This window comes from Halomonas sp. DP8Y7-3, assembly GCF_019801675.1.
GTDB classification, from domain to species: domain Bacteria; phylum Pseudomonadota; class Gammaproteobacteria; order Pseudomonadales; family Halomonadaceae; genus Halomonas; species Halomonas litopenaei_A.
Genome location: NZ_JAHVIO010000009.1, coordinates 34,451 through 50,616 on the forward strand (window position 1 = coordinate 34,451; position 16,166 = coordinate 50,616).

The 16,166-nt window shown below is 62.5% G+C and carries 16 protein-coding genes; 5 read left to right on the forward strand and 11 right to left on the reverse strand.

Going from position 1 to position 16,166, the window contains the following annotated elements; all coding sequences use genetic code 11:
- Positions 1-18 precede the first annotated feature (18 nt).
- The 6 genes from KUV86_RS09895 to KUV86_RS09920 all read right to left on the reverse strand — a co-directional run bounded on the left by KUV86_RS09895 (position 19) and on the right by KUV86_RS09920 (position 6,358).
- Positions 19-255 (reverse strand): hypothetical protein, encoded by a 237-nt coding sequence (locus tag KUV86_RS09895; RefSeq protein ID WP_206941722.1) that lies wholly within the window; start codon positions 253-255, stop codon positions 19-21.
- Between the two features lie 261 nt (positions 256-516).
- Entirely contained in the window at positions 517-765 is a 249-nt protein-coding gene (locus tag KUV86_RS09900) for a hypothetical protein (RefSeq protein ID WP_206941721.1), read from the reverse strand.
- Positions 766-887: 122 nt separating this feature from the next.
- On the reverse strand, positions 888-2,006 hold the full coding sequence (gene aguA, locus KUV86_RS09905) for an agmatine deiminase (RefSeq protein ID WP_206941719.1): 1,119 nt from the start codon (positions 2,004-2,006) through the stop codon (positions 888-890).
- A gap of 8 nt (positions 2,007-2,014) precedes the next feature.
- The gene (locus KUV86_RS09910; protein WP_206941716.1) at positions 2,015-3,364 is read right to left on the reverse strand and encodes a Na+/H+ antiporter NhaC family protein; all 1,350 of its coding nucleotides are present in this window, start codon (positions 3,362-3,364) and stop codon (positions 2,015-2,017) included.
- A 149-nt stretch (positions 3,365-3,513) separates the two neighbouring features.
- Positions 3,514-4,935, reverse strand: a complete 1,422-nt coding sequence (locus tag KUV86_RS09915) for an aminotransferase (RefSeq protein ID WP_222484665.1) — start codon at positions 4,933-4,935, stop codon at positions 3,514-3,516.
- Between the two features lie 616 nt (positions 4,936-5,551).
- Positions 5,552-6,358, reverse strand: coding sequence for a hypothetical protein (locus KUV86_RS09920; RefSeq protein ID WP_222484667.1), 807 nt, complete (start codon positions 6,356-6,358; stop codon positions 5,552-5,554).
- Here KUV86_RS09920 and KUV86_RS09925 point away from each other — a divergent pair.
- Complete coding sequence (locus KUV86_RS09925) at positions 6,315-7,649, forward strand: autotransporter outer membrane beta-barrel domain-containing protein (RefSeq protein WP_222484669.1); 1,335 nt, start codon at positions 6,315-6,317, stop codon at positions 7,647-7,649. The two genes, KUV86_RS09920 and KUV86_RS09925, sit on opposite strands and share 44 nt — an antisense overlap.
- A gap of 8 nt (positions 7,650-7,657) precedes the next feature.
- On the opposite strand, the gene KUV86_RS09930 is transcribed toward KUV86_RS09925, so the two are convergent.
- Positions 7,658-8,482, reverse strand: coding sequence for a helix-turn-helix transcriptional regulator (locus KUV86_RS09930; RefSeq protein ID WP_206941708.1), 825 nt, complete (start codon positions 8,480-8,482; stop codon positions 7,658-7,660).
- A 232-nt stretch (positions 8,483-8,714) separates the two neighbouring features.
- Between KUV86_RS09930 and KUV86_RS09935 the strand changes: the two genes are divergently transcribed.
- Positions 8,715-10,076, forward strand: a complete 1,362-nt coding sequence (locus tag KUV86_RS09935; RefSeq protein ID WP_261395899.1) for an MFS transporter — start codon at positions 8,715-8,717, stop codon at positions 10,074-10,076.
- Between the two features lie 7 nt (positions 10,077-10,083).
- On the forward strand, positions 10,084-10,833 hold the full coding sequence (locus tag KUV86_RS09940) for a sulfite exporter TauE/SafE family protein (RefSeq protein ID WP_222484671.1): 750 nt from the start codon (positions 10,084-10,086) through the stop codon (positions 10,831-10,833).
- 48 nt (positions 10,834-10,881) lie between these two features.
- Here KUV86_RS09940 and KUV86_RS09945 read toward each other — a convergent pair whose 3' ends face one another.
- A complete protein-coding gene (locus KUV86_RS09945) occupies positions 10,882-11,499 on the reverse strand; it encodes a flavin reductase family protein (RefSeq protein ID WP_224908560.1) in 618 nt (205 codons plus the stop codon).
- A gap of 210 nt (positions 11,500-11,709) precedes the next feature.
- Entirely contained in the window at positions 11,710-13,002 is a 1,293-nt protein-coding gene (locus KUV86_RS09950; protein ID WP_261397606.1) for a homoserine O-acetyltransferase, read from the reverse strand.
- A 186-nt stretch (positions 13,003-13,188) separates the two neighbouring features.
- On the opposite strand from KUV86_RS09950, the gene KUV86_RS09955 reads away from it, so the two are divergent.
- Complete coding sequence (locus KUV86_RS09955) at positions 13,189-13,749, forward strand: TIGR02281 family clan AA aspartic protease (RefSeq protein ID WP_224851962.1); 561 nt, start codon at positions 13,189-13,191, stop codon at positions 13,747-13,749.
- A complete protein-coding gene (locus KUV86_RS09960; protein ID WP_222484675.1) occupies positions 13,746-14,780 on the forward strand; it encodes an NAD(P)H-dependent flavin oxidoreductase in 1,035 nt (344 codons plus the stop codon). The genes KUV86_RS09955 and KUV86_RS09960 overlap by 4 nt, the downstream gene beginning before the upstream one ends.
- 180 nt (positions 14,781-14,960) lie before the next feature.
- On the opposite strand, the gene KUV86_RS09965 is transcribed toward KUV86_RS09960, so the two are convergent.
- Positions 14,961-15,350: a cupin domain-containing protein gene (locus KUV86_RS09965; protein WP_206941700.1), complete on the reverse strand. Its 390-nt coding sequence runs from the start codon at positions 15,348-15,350 to the stop codon at positions 14,961-14,963.
- A gap of 55 nt (positions 15,351-15,405) precedes the next feature.
- Positions 15,406-15,786, reverse strand: coding sequence for a carboxymuconolactone decarboxylase family protein (locus KUV86_RS09970; protein ID WP_222162556.1), 381 nt, complete (start codon positions 15,784-15,786; stop codon positions 15,406-15,408).
- Positions 15,787-16,166 lie beyond the last annotated feature (380 nt).

The following is a 16,166-nucleotide window of genomic DNA, read 5'->3' on the forward strand; positions in this document are numbered from 1 at the left end:
GTTGCGGCGGCGGTCTGATCAGCGGCTCAGGTCGATGTCATTCGAGTCGGTCGCCGCTCCGGTGGCAGCGCCAACGCCGCCCCCGATAACCGCGCCCTTGCCGACATCGCCACCGGTGATGGCGGCAGCACCTGCGCCGACCGCGGCGCCAACGCCAGCGCCGCTCAGGGCTCGCTCACCCGTGCCGGTTCCGCACGCCGCTAGACCCAGCGCCAGTGTGGCAGCCATCAGACAGCTCAGTGTCAGTCGTTTCATGCCGAGTTCCTCATTGGTATCGGAGTTGCTCATACCTTAGGCCGGTGGGTTAACTGTGCGCAAGTGGAACAAATTTGAACGAAATGTCTCCAAATTGCGCCAAAGTGATCGGCGAGACGGAGGCGTCGTGTCGAACGGGTCAGGTTGACATGCCCCGGCGACACGACGGATCGACATGCCAGACGCCGTCGGCGGTTAAGCGCGACGGCGTCTTGGTGCTGTCGTCCGACAACGGCTCGGATGCTGTCTGATCCATCGGGATCAGTTGTCGAGGTCGATATCGTCCTCGTCGGTGGCAGCACCCGCAGCAGCGCCAACGCCGCCGCCAATGACAGCGCCCTCGGCCACGTCTCCGCCGGTGGCGGCGGCAGCGCCAGCGCCCACGGCAGCGCCAACACCGGCACCGCTAGCGGCACGCTCGCCAGTGCCGGTGCCGCAGGCGGCCAGGCCCAGGGTCATGAAAGCAGCCAGCAGCAGGCTGGAGAGTGTCTTGATGGAACCCTTCCTCATGATGTTTCTCCTTTGCTGTTATGTGCCTTTTCGAGCCTATGGATCTTGGCGTTGGAGCACAAGCCCTTGATTCAGCGCTGGCTGTCTCCTAAAGGAGACGCTTTCCGTGGTGAGCGAGACACTCAGGGCCGTGGCTGTTGCTGGGTGATGCAGTGAATGTTTCCGCCGCCCAGCAATATCTCGCGAGCGGGCACGCCAACCACACGGCGGTCCGGGAACAGGCGCGCCAGGATGTCCATGACGGTGGCGTCATGGCGCGGATCGAGCTGGGGCATGACCACGACACGGTTGCCGATGTAGAAGTTGACGTAGGACGCCGCCATCCTGTCGCCGGGGCGACGTGGGTGGGAGCTGGCCAGTCGATCAATGCCGCTGGCCTCATCCTCTGCGATGGTCAGCGGGCCAGGCTGTGGCAAGGGGTGCACAGTGATGGCTCTGCCCTTGGCATCGGTACTGGCCTCGAGCACCGCTCGGGCTTCCCGGCAGATGGCGTACTCGGGATCGGTGTCGTCGTCACACCAGGTCAAGGCAACTTCGGCCGGGCCAACAAAGCAGCACAGGTTGTCGACGTGGCCATCGGTTTCATCGAGATAGCAGCCCCTGGGCAGCCAGATGACCTTCTGGATACCCAGGCTATCCTGGAGCCGGCGCTCCATGGTGGCGCGATCCATGCCGGGGTTGCGATTGGGGTTCAGCAGGCACTCTTCGGTGGTGATCAGGGTGCCTTCGCCGTCGACATGAATGGCGCCGCCTTCCAGCACCACCTCCACATCAAAGCAGGGAATGCCCAGCATCTCCGCGATCTTGGGCCGAATCCTGCGGTCCTTGTCCCAGGGGAAGTAGAGCCCATCCTTGAGGCCGCCCCAGGCGTTGAATTCCCAGTCGACCAGAGCTAGGCCCTTGTCCGGATGCACCAGGAAGGTCGGGCCGACGTCTCGCATCCAGGCATCGTTGCTGGAAAGTTCGACAACACGGACGTGGGCCGGCAACTGGTGCCTGGCATTTTCATACTGATCGTCGTTGACCCCGACGTAGACGGTCTCGCTTTCGGCAATGGCACTGGCGACAGCGACGAAGGCTTGCTGGGCGGGTTTCGCGCCGAGGCGCCAGGTGTCGGGACGCTGGGGCCAGAGCATCCAGCACGCATCGTGGGGGGCGAATTCCGCCGGCATGACATAGCCCTGTGCGGCGGGCGTAGCGGCGGACGGTGCGACAGAGGAAGGGCAGTGTGTAGGGTGCATGGCAGGACTCACAGCAGACCAAGGATCAGAAAGACGCCGGTGGCGAGTGCCGCCGCGATCAGGACATAGGGAATTTGGGTCAGGGCGTGGGCCATCGGGCTGCAGCCGCTACCCTGGGCCGAGAGGACGGTGGAATCGCCATAGAAGCAGGCGTGGCTGCCGAAGGCGCTGGCCGAGATCAGTGCGCCAACCACCAGCGGCATGTTGGCGTCCATGCTCATGGCGAGCGGCAGGACGATGGGCATCGCGACTGCAAACAGTCCCCAGAACGAGCCGGTGGCAAAGGCCAGGAAGGCCATGGTGACGAACACCACGGCAGGCAGCAGACCGGCGGTCATCAGCGGTTCGACGGCAGCGATGACAACCTCGGTCAGGCCGAGCACATCGTTGACTTCCTTCAGGGCGAAGCCTGCCACCAGGGTGCCCAGCGGCATGATCATCGCCTTGAAACCCTCCAGCGCCGTATCGAAGGTGTCGTTGAAGCTCAGCAGTCGCTGCACGGCGATCAGCACCAGGGTGACCGCCAGGGCCACGATGACGCCGCGCAGGATATCGATATCGAAGTACCAGGTGGCGACGATCAGGCTGGCGATCGGCAGCAGGAAGTTAAGCAGGTGAGGGCTCTTGCCATCGTACTTGGTGTCGATCTGCAGAGCATGCTCTTCCCCGCCATCGGGGACGGGCTGTCCGCCCCGGGCACGCGCTTCGGCCTTCTTCATGGGACCAATATCGGGCAGCCAGCCAAGCGCTACCAGCGGCACGATAGCGGCGGCGACCCAGGCATAGGCCATGTACGGAATGGAAGAGATGTACAGCGACATGCCGTTGCTGGCGACGTCGTTGTCCTCCAGCAGTCCCGCGAAGAACACCGCCCAGGTCGAGAAAGGCACCAGAATGCACACCGGCGCCGCGGTGGAGTCGACGATGTAGGCCAGCTTCTCACGGGATACGCCGAAACGGTCGGTGATCTTCTTCATCGAGGCGCTGATGGTCAGTGCATTGAGGTAGTCGTCGACGAAGATCACCAGGCCTAGCACCCAGGTGGTGAGGAGACTTTGCCGGCGGCTATGCAGGCGGCGGGTCATGGCGTCGCCGAAGCTGAGCACGCCGCCGGTCTTGACCAGCAGGGCGATCAAGCTGCCAAACAGCCCGCAGACCAGAATGATCCAGGTGACGGTGTCGTTACCGAGCACGTCGAGCAGAATATCGGAGCCCCGCGTAATGACTTCGCTGGGGGCGATCATCAACAGGCCGACGAGGCAGCCAGTCAGCAGGGATTCGATGGTACGTCGGGTGATGATGGCGGTCACCAGCACCACCAGGGTCGGAACCAGGCTCCATGCGCCGTAGGTGTCCATGCAAGCTCCTTGTTTCGCTTTAGGCGAGCGTTGTTATTGAAGGGAGCGGTGGCCGCCACCAAAGGGAGTCCTCGACAGGGTGTGTCGCTGAGGCGGCCTACTCAGGTGATGTGCTGTTCCCTGCCAGTCATTGGCAGGGAACACCTCGGCTACAGGTAGCCGTCTTGCCTGAGCGATGCGCTGGTGGCTGCCAGCGCTTGATCGAGTATCTCCACGGCTGTGTCGACGGTGTCGCGGGTCCAGATCAAGGGGGGAGAGATGACGTTCAGGTGGCCCACGGGGCGAATGATCAGGCCACGCTTCTGGGCCTCGTGGGCCACGCGATCGCCCACTCGCGCCTCGACGGGGAACAGGGCCTTGGTGGCTTTGTCGGCGACGTTTTCGATGCACATCATGAAGTGACTGCCGCGTACATCGCCGACGGTATCGTGGTGGGCCAGCGAGGCCAGGGCCTGTTCCAGGTAGGGGCCGACTTCACGCACGTTGGCGCAGAGATCTTCGCGCTCGAGAATCTCGATGTTCTTCAGTGCTGCGGCACAGCTCACCGGGTGACCGGAATAGGTGAAACCTGTGCTCAGGACGCCGCCCTTGCCCTGAGGAGTGCCGAGCACTTCGTAGAGGCGGTCGGAGATCAAGGTGGCGCCGAGTGGCGCGTAGCCGGACGACAGTCCCTTGGCCAGGTTGATGATATCGGGCTGGGTAGCGAAGACCTCGCCGGAGGCGAAGACGTGGCCGAGGCGTCCAAACCCCGTCACTACCTCATCGGCGATATAGAGGATGTCGTGGTCGCGACAGACCTGCTGCATTCGCGCGTGGTAGCCGCGAGGAGCGACCAGCACGCCGCCTGCCCCCATGATCGGCTCGGCGATGAAGGCGGCTATCTGGTCGGCACCGATCTCATCGATGGTGGCGGTCAGCTCGTTCACCAGATGATCGCAGTAGGCTTCTTCACTCATCCCTTCGGGGCGGCGATACATGTTGGCTTCGCTGAGGTGGGTGACAAGCTGGTCGAGGGTGTCGAACTCCCAGTTGTTGCTCTCGATGCCTGTCAGGCTTGCGGCCAGGTAGGTGGTGCCGTGGTAGGCATTGCGCCGCGAAAGAATGCGCTTTTTAGAGGGTTTGCCCAGACGGTTGAAATAGTAGTGAACCAAGCGAATGGTCGCGTCATTGGCGGTAGACCCACCGCAGGTATAGAACACATGGTTGAGATGGTCGGGGGCCAGGTCGGCCAGCTTCGCCGCCAGTTGCGCAGCCGGCGCGTTGGACAGGTTGTTGAAGGTCGAGAAATAGGCCATGCGGGTGGCCTGGTCCGCCATCGCCTGGCCGATCTCGGCACGTCCATGGCCAACGTTGACGCACCACAGTCCGGCGATGCCGTCGATGAAACGATTGCCATGGACATCCTGGACGTAGATACCCTCGGCGTCAGTGATCAGCTCACAGCCCTTCTCGTGGAAGACGCTGAAGTCGGTGAACGGATGGATGAAGTGATCCTTGTCCTGTTGCCATAGGGTTGCTGCATCCAGAGGGGCAGTGGCTGGCGTGGAAAGGGGGGAGTGGGCTGTTGTCATTGGTGGCCTCCTTGTTCAGGCCATCAGTCTCTCCAGTCTCGCCCTGTCGGTGACATATCCCCATGAGGGTATAAAGCTGGCGGCAAGCTTCTTTGATCTAGCGCAATACGCAGCAAAGAAACATCAGCCGCACAGGTGCGCAATGATATAAAGCTCCTTTGCTGCGTAGTCTTGTGGTCATGTCACTACAGGCTACGCTGAACTGACATGGCAGCGGCAGGATGACGACAGTCTGGCTCCGCTGCGGGTGTTGATTTGCTGTTGGATATGTCGCCATGCCCGTACCTGTTCCCTCTGCACATCGTCTTTTGGTCATTGCGGTGGCCATTGTATCGGGGGCCCCTCTCTCGGCCTTCGCCGCTAACTGCGGTGCCTCAGGTGGCCTGGCGTTCATCGGAGTGACCCACGACAACTCGCGGTCCGTCTGGCTTTCTGGAACCTCTGCAGGGGACTTCGGGCTGGAAGCCGCCCAAGGTAAACAACGGGTGGACGAATGGAGCAAGAATCCAGGCGGACTGCACCTGACATTGTCGCCCGTGGTGTCCAATGGCAATGGTGGCGTGCACAAGCTGCTGGATCTGGGAGGCAACAAGGACTGCCAGTTGGCCACGCAGAATCAGAAGGGCGGTTTCACGCTGCCTCCTGCCGGACAGATTCCTTTGCCAGAGCGGCCCGGTATCACACCTCCGATCGGCAAGATCTTTCCTGACTTTGCTCGGCCTGAGGGAGTGACACCGCCTATCGGCACGCTACCGCCGTCGGGAATCACGCCGTCGCTGCCGCCCCATGGTGTGACGCCGCCTATTGGCTCCTTGCCTCCCCGTGGCGTTACGCCGCCTATCGGCACGCTGCCGCCGTCGGGAATCACGCCGTCGCTGCCGCCCCATGGTGTGACGCCGCCTATCGCTACGCTGCCACCATCGGGTGTCACACCGACGCTGCCGCCCCATGGCGTCACACCGCCTATTGGCACGCTGCCGCCGTCGGGAATCACACCGGCGTTGCCGCCCCATGGAGTGACACCGCCTATCGGCACGCTGCCGCCGTCGGGAATCACGCCATCGCTGCCGCCCCATGGTGTGACGCCGCCTATTGGCTCCTTGCCTCCCCGTGGCGTGACGCCGCCTATCGCTACGCTGCCACCATCGGGTGTCACACCGACGCTGCCGCCCCATGGCGTGACACCGCCTATCGGCACGCTGCCGCCGTCGGGAATCACGCCGTCGCTGCCGTCCCATGGCGTGACGCCGCCTATTGGCATCTTGCCTCCCCGTGGCGTGACACCGCCTATCGCTACGCTGCCGCCGTCGGGAATCACACCGTCGCTGCCGCCCCATGGTGTGACGCCGCCTATCGCTACGCTGCCACCGTCGGGAATCATGCCGTCGCTGCCGCCCCATGGTGTGACGCCTCCCATCGGCACGCTGCCCACTCCAGATCGCCCGCCCGTCGGCGTGACGCCAGAGCTTCCTGCTCTCGGGCAATGGCAGCTGCCTCCCGATAGGGGGCGTCCTGGAGGTGTCGTTCCGCCTATTGGCGAGCTGGGGCCCGAAGGCATCACACCTTCGCTGCCGACCAGGCCCACGCCCGATCTCCCGGAGGGAGTATCGCCCCCCATCGGTGTGTTACCGGGAGGGCGTCCCACTCCTGAGCCGCTGCCAGGCACGGTCGTCGGCAGGGTGGACGCCGCACAATGGATGGCAGGTCATATTCCCCTGCCGCGAGACTGGTGCATCGACCCCCGTCATGATCCAAGACTCGGTGGACAGCCACTGCCAGACGGCAGCCTGCCCGTGCTGACCTGCCCCGAGAATGTGCTGCGCGAGCATGCTCAAGCACGAACACGCAATGCGCTTGAAGCCACTCTGGCTGAGCAGGTGCCGATTACCGAGGGGCGTCAAGGTGAACCGGGATCCCCCTGGAATACCTGGGTCGATGCACGCTACACCGACATCTCGGATGACCGCGATGGGCAGGATCTCGACGGAGACTCTCAGGTCGTAGCGGTTGGCGTTGACCGGTGGGTGTCGGATCAGGCCGTGGCAGGGGTCAGCTTCAGCGTCGACTCGAGCCATGCGGATAACTTTGGTGGTGCCTGGGAGAACGACAGCGACGGCTTCAGCGTCTCCTCCTATGTCGCCTATCGTCTGTCTGACCGGTGGGCGCTGGACGCTTCACTCATCTGGCGGTGGGGCGATAACGACAGCGAGCTGGCGACCCTTGAGGGGAGCTACGATACTCGCAGCTTTGGCGGAGCAGTCAACGCACACGGCCAGTACCGCTGGGGACAAGCTCTGCTGCGTCCTACGCTGTCGCTTTTCTACTCCCACGAGCGTAGTGACGACTACGACCTGCAAGGGAATATCCTCGGAGTACCCGTGGATGTCGACGTTCCGGGGGACTCATACAGCACCGGATTGGCCACCGCCAGTGGCGAAATCAGTCGTATCTACAGTGCTGCTGATCATGGCCTGGTCATGCCTTACGCAGAGCTTGGGATCAACTGGGCCTTCGAGCAGCCCAACGATGGACGTTATCTGAACGACGACCTCGAGTGGGAGGACCCTTCAGACCTGATGGGGACGCTGCGGACGGGCGCACGCTGGTTCTTGGACGATACGCTGCTGCTGGAAGCCAGTGCAGGGTATTTAAGCCTGGGTCACGATGACCTGGATATCTGGGAAGGCAAGCTGTACCTGTCCTACCGTTTCTGACCTCCGGCTTATTCCCGCTGGCGCCGGGAGATCAGGGCAACGTGATCGAGAAAGGCGCGGAACAGCTCTGCCTGGCTGGTCACCGACAGTCGCTGATAGATGTGCTTGCGGTGGACCTTGACGGTACCGTCACTGATGCCGAGTTGACGCGCAGCAGACTTGGCCGAGTGTCCCGCCAGCAGCAGTCGCACGATATCCTGCTCGCGCCGGGTGAGTACGCCCTGACCAAAGCTCGAGAACGCCAGGTCGACCGGCTCGTCGTCCGGTGCGGTCGATTCGACGGCGGAGCGCTGCCAGGTCCAGTAGTGGCGCAGCAACGCTTCAATGACCGGGGTGAGGTGGCGCAGTGCCTGGAGCATGCGGCGTGTCAGCGTTGGGGCCTGAAGGCGAAAACCGAGCGACAGCACCATGACGGTGTCGTCACTGACCCGGGCAAACAGGCCAACTTCATCCCTCAGCCCCAGGCCGCGATAGTAGTGATGGTAGTACTCGCTGCTTTCGAAACGATCCGGTGCCAGGTCGCGTAGTCGATGAGCGCCACTTTCCACGCCAGCCTCGATCGCCTGAAACATCGGGTCTAGCAGATAGATGCGGCTCAAGTAGGGCTCGATGTCCCGCTCGCGCCGCTCTGGTGGGTAGTTGTCGTGAATCACCTGTGGCCTGCCACGTCCCTGGTAGGCATGCAGAATGAGTGCGTCCATGGCCACCAGTTCGGTCAGAGTGGCATCCAGCTGCTGGGGCAGGTCGCTGCGATCGGCGCCTTGAATCAGGCCAGCCAGCCGCTGATGCCAGCCCTGGGCGGCGGCACTGGCCAGATGATCGATGGAAGTCATTCAGCTCACATGAGTGTCAACGTCGTGCGCCATACTCTACCATTCTCAGGCTCTGTCACCCTCGGTCGTTGTCAACCCTCTGCTCAGTGATCGTTGACAGGCCGAGGGCTGACCGGCGTCGCGCCAGGTGCGTGCTCCCGTGGAAGGCCATGCTGCCCAAGGCGCATGAACGCCGTGGCCCCGGGCAGTGTCCGACTGCTATCTTGAACCCCTTTGCCAACAGGAAGGCGCGATGAGCGTGAGCAGCATTATTCCTGCCGCCACTGACCGAGTGCGTCGGCGAGAGATCTTCGGCTGGGCGATGTTCGATTTCGCCAACCAGGCCTACACCCTGCTGATCATCACGGTGGTCTTCGGCGAGCTTTTTACCACGGTGATCGTTGGTGATCGGGGGGATGGCTATCGACTGGCCAACCTGCTGTGGAGCCTGGCGCTGGCGCTCAGCTTTGTGCTGGTCGTCGTGACCGGGCCGTTATGTGGCGCGGTGATGGACTACCGGGCCGAGAAGAAGCGTTTTCTGTTTGCCAGCTACGTGGCCACCATAGCGACGACGGCGATGCTCTACTTTGTCGAACCGGGCTATGTGGTGATGGGCTTCGTGCTGATCATCCTGTCCAACTATGCCTATTCCATGGGGGAGTCCTTTATCGCCGCGTTCTTGCCCGGGCTTGGACCGCCGGACAAGCTAGGGGCGATTTCAGGGTTTGGCTGGGCACTGGGCTATGTCGGCGGACTGGTAGCCGCCGGCTTTACCCTGGCGGTACTGGGCGAGGCGACGGCGGACAACTTCGAGCGGATTCGCTGGGTGGGCCCGTTTGCCGCCGGGTTCTTCCTGGTGGCAGCCATTCCCACTTTCCTGTGGCTAAAGGAGCGGGCCGAGCCGCAACCGCTGCGTCAGCGGTTCAGCCAGATTGCCTGGCAGCGCATCTCACTGACCTTCCATGAGCTCAAGAGTTTTCGTGATCTGGGACTGTTCCTGATATCGGTACTGTTTTCCATGGCCGGGGTCTACATCATCATTGCCTTTGCCTTCATCTATGGCGCCCAGGTGATCGGTTGGCAGGAAAGCACGCGTAATCTGATGTTCATCATTGTGCAGATCACGGCTGCCGCCGGAGCGCTGGGGTTTGGCTTCATCCAAGACCGTATCGGCACCTTGGTGACGTACCTGCTGACGCTGGTGCTGTGGGTCCTGGCCATTCTGGCCATCTGGGCGACCCCGGAGGTGACCGCCTGGCTGAACGCCACCTGGGGGCTCGACTGGCAGGCGGAGCAGCTGTTTCTGTTCGTCGGCTGCCTGGCCGGGCTCAGCCTGGGCTCAAGCCAGTCGGCCAGTCGCGTGATGGTGGGATTGTTCTCGCCACGCCAGAAGGCGGCGGAGTTCTTCGGTTTCTGGGGCCTGGCCAACAAGTTGGCGGGCATCGTCGGTATCGTTGGCCTGGGCTTGCTGCAAGCTGCAGTCGGTCTCAAGGCCTCGATCCTGCTGTGTGCTGCCTTCTTTATCATCGCGATCATACTGTGTGCCGGGGTCAACCAGCGCCGTGGGCAGCAAGTGGCCGGTGACTGGGAAGCCAAGCGGGAAGCTGAAGCATGACACCCTCATGCTGAGCAGTGGCGTCATGTCGCTGGCCCTGCTGGCGCTGATCTTCGTGCTGGCAGGGCTGGTGAAGGGAGTGCTCGGCATGGGCATGCCGACGGTGTTGCTGGCGCTGTTGACGGTAACGCTGGGGCTGCCCGACGCCATGGCGCTGATGCTGGTGCCGACAGTGATCACCAATGTGTGGCAGGCATTGGTGGGAGGGCAGCTGCGGTCGCTGTGTCGTCGCCTGTGGGGGTTCCTGCTGATGGCCTGCGTTGTCGTCTGGCCCGGGGTATGGGTCCTTTCCCGTGTCGATGCGCGCTGGCTATCGCTGCTGCTGGGCGGTCTGCTGATCCTTTACGCCGCGCTGAACTTGAGCGGCCGGCAGCTGCGCTTTCGCGGCAGTCATACCCAGGCGGGGTGGCTGGGTGCGTGCAACGGTCTGTTGACCGGGCTGACCGGCTCCAGTGTCTTTCCTGGCGTCCCTTTCCTGCAGTCCATCGGCCTGCCTAGAGACGCCCTGGTGCAGGCCATGGGCATGCTGTTCAGCCTGTCCACGCTCAGTCTGGCGCTAGCGCTGGGGGAGCGAGAGCTCTTGTCCATTGATCAGTTGCAGGCCTCCTGCCTGGCCTTGCTGCCGGCAGGGCTTGGGATGTGGCTGGGTGCCGAGCTCCGGCGACGACTCTCCGAGGCACGTTTTCGTCAGGTTTTCCTGATGGGATTGCTGGCCATGGGCGGATACCTGGTGATTCGCTCCCTGCTTGGGGGCTGATGCACTGCCGGGTTCCCCCTGGACAATCGAGCCGGCGCCGAATGCTGGTTACTTGGGACGTTCCAGCGCGAACAGATCCGTGCAGCGAATATAGTCACTGCCGGCCATGCGGCCGATGGGGGCAAGCGCCTCGCGGCCTACGTGGCGTCCGTCCCACACCTTGGGATCGGCGTGAATCACGGTCACTTCGGCCAGCACCAGGTTGCCTGAAAGCGGCTGATCGCCAAAGGTAAGGATGTCGTGGAGACGACAGCCGAAGGCGATCGGCGCTTCGCTGATCCGGGGAACCCGAAGATCGCCAAGGGGCGCCTTGGTGAGCCCCGCGTGTTCGAACTCATCGCCGTCTCGCGGCAGGCTGGCGCTGGTGGTGTTGAGCGCCTCCGCCAGGGCTTCCCCGCCGATGTGCACGATGCATTCGCCCACCTCTCGCAAATTGGCAACGGTGTCCTTGGTGCCGCCCTCACCATTGAGCAGCGGCGAGAACGCCAGTATGGGAGGGGCAACACTGGCCACATTGAAAAACGAGAAAGGCGCCAGGTTGGCATGCCCTTCGCTACTCAACGTTGATACCCACGCAATCGGGCGCGGTGCGATAGCGCCGGAAAACAGACGATAGATCAGACCTGCATCCAGGTCGGCAACCTGGAGAGTAGCGTCATGACTCACGGTGAACTCCTTGTCGATATGCCTGGGAGTACCCTGAAACGGTGCTCCCAGGATCAGTAACCTCAGACCCCCGACCATCCCAGCATGGCTGCCTGCTAAGGTCCAGTCATGGGCACCTTGCCCGCTGATGCCATGGCCATGCGCGAGGGTGCCTGAGCTGACGCTGACGGGTGGTGGGCGTCGATGGCGCTGCAGCCGTCGGCGCGACCATCAGCGCACTGGCGCTTCGAGAAAACCGCGCAGTTGATCGGCGGCTTGCTCGATACTGACCACGCCATCAAGGTGCCCGCGATCTCCCTTCAGCGTGTGCAAGGTAACCGGGGTGCCGTCAGCCTGAATCATGCGGGCCGTGTCGAGCACGTTCTCTGCTGGAAACACCAGGTCATCTGCGCTGTAGAGCAGCAGGGTGGGGGCCTTTATGGCGGCCAGGCCAGACTCGGCGTCACCCTCGGTTCCGGTCACGAAATTCTGGTTGGCCCGAACCAGATACAGCAGGTGGTTGGCGTCTGCCTTGCTGGCGCGGGCGGCGGCAATCTCATCGAGTGTGGCCACCACCTCAAAGTCGGCAGCGAGATCGTCTTCAGGTGACGCCAGTGGGTCCGCCCAGTCGCGATCGAAGGTGGCATCAGCCCAACGCCAGTGGTTGGCCTGCAGGGTGATCAGCTTGAGCGATTCTCTCAGGCCGTCGATGGGCGGGCGGTCATCATCGTAGTAGTCACCGTCGCGCCAGTTGGGATCGAGGCGAATCGGAGCGGCCCAGGCGTCGAGGCTGGCGATCAGCCAGGGATCGGCAACGCCAGCGCCAATCACTGCGATGAGACGGTCGACCCGATCAGGGTACGCGCTGGCCCACTCATACGCTTGCAAAGCCCCCATCGAGGCCCCCATCACGGCGTGCAGGCGTTGGATGCCCAACTCATCCATCAGCGCCTTCTGTACGTTCACGAAGTCACCAATACCGACCAGGGGGAATGTCGTACCCCAGGGCTCGCCGGTGGCGGGGTTGAGGCTGGCGGGGCCGGTGGTGGTGACCCTGGGGTCGCCAGCATTGAGGTTGACCAGGGTGTCCGAGGACACCACGAAGTAACGGTTGGTATCGAGTGGCTTCCCCGGACCAATGATGGCGTCCCAATAGCCGGCAACGTCTTCTCCGGAATAGCGACCTGCGGCATGGCTAGTGCCCGAGAAGAAGTGCGTGATCAAGATGGCATTGTCAGCGGCGTCATTGAGCTCGCCATAGGCTTCCCAACCCACTCTGACCGGCGCGATAGTGTCGCCTCCCTGCGTGGTGTAGTGGGACATCTCGAAGACATGCTTGTCGACCGCATCCATGGAGGTCGTGGGCGGAAGGCTAGCGTCTGCGCTGCTACCTGGGCTGAACATCGCCGTGAGCAGCACGGCCAGGGTCGTGCCCAGAACCTGCCGGAAAGGATGAGAGTGATGAAAGTGATGAAAGTGTTGAGAGGGGCGGTCGTGGAGTACGTCAGTAGAAGCTGTCATCATAAACCCTCCTTGGTGTCATTCCGATGGGATGCGCCTGCCGTATAAGAGGCTACGCCTGGCACTTGTGCCGTGATCTGCCGCTTGTCGCGTAGCGACTGGCATCAGTACAGCGGTCGCCGCTCGGCTGCGCCATGCTGCCTTCGTCGCTTCTGGCGACGTGGTGTGTTCGTCAGCAAGGAGAATGGCATGACCCGTCGACATGGGACCCGTGGCCCAGGTCTCGCCATGATGCTGTTATTCTGGGTGGTGTTCATGGCACTGGGTGGCTGGTGGATGTCTGTCTGGCTGACGCAGAAAATGCACCCCAATGCCCAGCTTGAAGCGGTGGCAGAAGGACAGCCGCTGCAGCTCAAAAGAGGCCCTGGTGGACACTTTGTAGCGCCGGGCAGCATCAATGGCATACCTGTGACGTTCCTGGTGGATACTGGTGCGACGCGGGTCGCTCTTCCCGGGAGTCTTGCTCGACAACTGTCGTTGCCGGATCATGGCAGCGCTTGGTTTCACACCGCCAACGGGCGTGCCCGCGGCACCCTGACCACGCTGGAATCTGTGACCTTGGGGGGCTTGTCCGCGTCTCGCGTCGATGGTTCCATCAGTCCTGGCATGGAGGGTGAGACGGTATTGCTGGGCATGAGCTTTCTTGGCCGTTTCGATTTGGCCATTCGTGGCGATATTCTGGAGCTGCGACCCCGTGAGGCGTCGTTGAACAACGAGGCCGCCGCTCCACATAAGGAGATTCAACCATGACCAGCCTTGCGCGACTTCGCTTGAAGCGCCCCATTTTTCAGGCGCCCATGGCAGGGGCTCAGGACGAGACGCTGGCGATCGCGGTGACGGCTGCAGGTGGCCTGGGCGGACTGCCCGCAGGCATGCTGTCACCGGAGGCGCTGGAGCACGCGCTGGCGGCGATCGAGGGGCATGGCCCCGTCAACGTCAACTTCTTCTGCCACACCACTCCTGAGGCGCAACCAGAGCGCCTGGAGCGTTGGCGAGAACGTCTGGAGCCCTATCATCAGGAGCTCGGTATTGCTCCTCCCCCTCCTAGCGACAGCCCGACCCGACGTCCTTTCGATGAGGCCTCCTGTGCCATTGTCGAAAAGCACAAGCCCGCAGTGGTCAGCTTTCACTTCGGCTTGCCGAGCGCCGAGCTCGTCGAGCGGGTCAAGCGCTGTGGTGCCCTGGTCATGTCCAGTGCCACCACCCTGGACGAGGCCCGCTGGCTCGAGGCCAATGGCGCCGACGTCATTATTGCGCAGGGCACCGAGGCCGGCGGCCATCGAGGGCATTTCCTGAGCGATGATCTCAGCCTGCACCAACCCTTGGCCAAGCTGTTGCCGAGTATCGTGGAAGCGGTAGCGGTGCCGGTGGTGGCGGCAGGGGGAATCGCCGACCCTCAGGGGGTTCGATGGGCGCTTGATCAGGGGGCTGCCGCCGTACAGATTGGCACAGCGCTACTGTGCTGTCCGGAGGCCGCTGTGCGTGCCGTTCATCGCAAGGCGCTGCTGGATCCTGCTTCAACGACCGAGATCACCAACGTCTTTTCTGGCCGACCGGCCCGGGGAATCGTCAACCGGGCCATGCGAGAGCTGGGCCCCATTTCCCGTGAGGTACCGGACTTCCCCCTGGCGGCCAGCGCACTCTGTGAACTGCGCGCGGCCCACGAATCCCGCTGCAGCGGTGATTTCTCACCGCTCTGGGCAGGAGAAAATCGCCAGCACTGCCGTGAGATTCCCGTCGCGGAACAGCTAGAGTGGTTGGCCGGAGGCCTGGCAGACTGAGCTGGGCTTTCCGACTCGGCCATGTCAGTGACGCCTGGACGTCTGTCGCCGTGGCGAGGGGGAATAGGTGAATCCCAACAGACGAGCGCCGAAGACCGATAGTGAAAATACGACAAAGCCGCAGCACATCGCTGCGGCTTTGTGGATGGGGGCTTTGTCAGCTAGCCCCACCCGCGAGTCTTAGCACTCGCCTTCGGCGCACTTCTCGGTTTCGGCCAGGTCGGCGGCATAGATGATGACGTCGCCATCGGACTCGTTCTTCCACCAGTGCCAGATCTCGTTGAACTCGGCGATGATGGACGGAGCCCGGTGCACACGCGGCTCCTCGTGCTTGGAGTTGTACTCGACGATTTCACCCTGGAACACGAACAGAATGGCCGGGCGGTTTTCGTGGGAGTGGTAGGGCACGATGCCGCCGGGTCCAACGTCGACACGACGGAAGCGCAGATGACGCTGCTCCAGCGGTGCGGCGCCAGCGGGCAGCTTGACGTCGGCCAGGTCGATGAATGCCAGGGTAGTATCGGTTTCGTCAACCGGTTCCATGGGCGGATTTTGCTGATGGTCAAACATGGCGTGACTCCTTTTTACGCTACGTTGGGGTGGGTCGTGTATCACCGGGGTGATGTCATGACTCGGGATAGATGTCTTTGACGGCGAGTACGGCATTGATCGTCACGGGGAAACCGGCGTAAGGCGCAAGCTGCATAAAAAGCTCGACCAATTCGTCACGGCTGAATCCTAGGGAACGCGCAATACCGATATGAATGCGCAACTGGGTGTCATGGCCGCCGCAGGCCAGGGCCGACAGCGTGGCGGCTTGGCGCACCTTGGGCTCCAGCCCGTCACGACCGTACATTTCGCCAAACGGAAATTCGGCCACCAGGCGCATCAGGTCCGGCGCAAAGTCACCGAGCTTTTCTTCCAGCGCCTGGGCGGCGGCAGGATTGTGTTGCCTGAAGAAGGCGAGGCCTTTTTCCATATTGGGTGATGTTGGGTGTGAGCTCATGATTCCTGCGTCCTCGTTGTGCATGTGTGCATGGGATGACGCGCATCCACATCTACCGGTAGTTGAGGTCTGTTTAAAACATACGACCGTTTCATATCGTTGCATCTGTCGTGCCCGTGATGGCCTATCTTTCATCCGGCACACTTCAACTGATCTTCGTGTCTTTCTTTGCTGTTTTGCGCCGCACTCTTCTTGTCTTGGGTGCACCTCGGCAAGCGTGATATCAGGACTCTCGATGGCCATTGGCTGGTTGAGGCAGCGCTCCACAATGGCCCGGCTTTGTCAGCGCCAGAGGCCATGCCTTACTGGCGCTGCTATGCTCTTTCGCTTTTCCGAGAGAGGGCGCGCTCTGCTCACTCGCCCCGCGCCAACAGGCGTGT

Bases quoted from the DNA above. Each gene is read 5' to 3' on its own strand.
- KUV86_RS09930 (WP_206941708.1), bottom strand. From the start codon at position 8,482: ATGACTTCCATCGATCATCTGGCCAGTGCCGCCGCCCAGGGCTGGCAT.
- KUV86_RS09970 (WP_222162556.1), bottom strand. From the start codon at position 15,786: ATGAGCTCACACCCAACATCACCCAATATGGAAAAAGGCCTCGCCTTC.
- KUV86_RS09940 (WP_222484671.1), top strand. From the start codon at position 10,084: ATGCTGAGCAGTGGCGTCATGTCGCTGGCCCTGCTGGCGCTGATCTTC.
- KUV86_RS09915 (WP_222484665.1), bottom strand. From the start codon at position 4,935: ATGACAACAGCCCACTCCCCCCTTTCCACGCCAGCCACTGCCCCTCTG.
- KUV86_RS09950 (WP_261397606.1), bottom strand. From the start codon at position 13,002: ATGATGACAGCTTCTACTGACGTACTCCACGACCGCCCCTCTCAACAC.
- KUV86_RS09925 (WP_222484669.1), top strand. From the start codon at position 6,315: ATGCCGTCGCTGCCGCCCCATGGTGTGACGCCTCCCATCGGCACGCTG.
- KUV86_RS09900 (WP_206941721.1), bottom strand. From the start codon at position 765: ATGAGGAAGGGTTCCATCAAGACACTCTCCAGCCTGCTGCTGGCTGCT.
- KUV86_RS09965 (WP_206941700.1), bottom strand. From the start codon at position 15,350: ATGTTTGACCATCAGCAAAATCCGCCCATGGAACCGGTTGACGAAACC.
- KUV86_RS09910 (WP_206941716.1), bottom strand. From the start codon at position 3,364: ATGGACACCTACGGCGCATGGAGCCTGGTTCCGACCCTGGTGGTGCTG.
- aguA (WP_206941719.1), bottom strand. From the start codon at position 2,006: ATGCACCCTACACACTGCCCTTCCTCTGTCGCACCGTCCGCCGCTACG.
- KUV86_RS09895 (WP_206941722.1), bottom strand. From the start codon at position 255: ATGAAACGACTGACACTGAGCTGTCTGATGGCTGCCACACTGGCGCTG.
- KUV86_RS09935 (WP_261395899.1), top strand. From the start codon at position 8,715: ATGAGCGTGAGCAGCATTATTCCTGCCGCCACTGACCGAGTGCGTCGG.
- KUV86_RS09955 (WP_224851962.1), top strand. From the start codon at position 13,189: ATGACCCGTCGACATGGGACCCGTGGCCCAGGTCTCGCCATGATGCTG.
- KUV86_RS09960 (WP_222484675.1), top strand. From the start codon at position 13,746: ATGACCAGCCTTGCGCGACTTCGCTTGAAGCGCCCCATTTTTCAGGCG.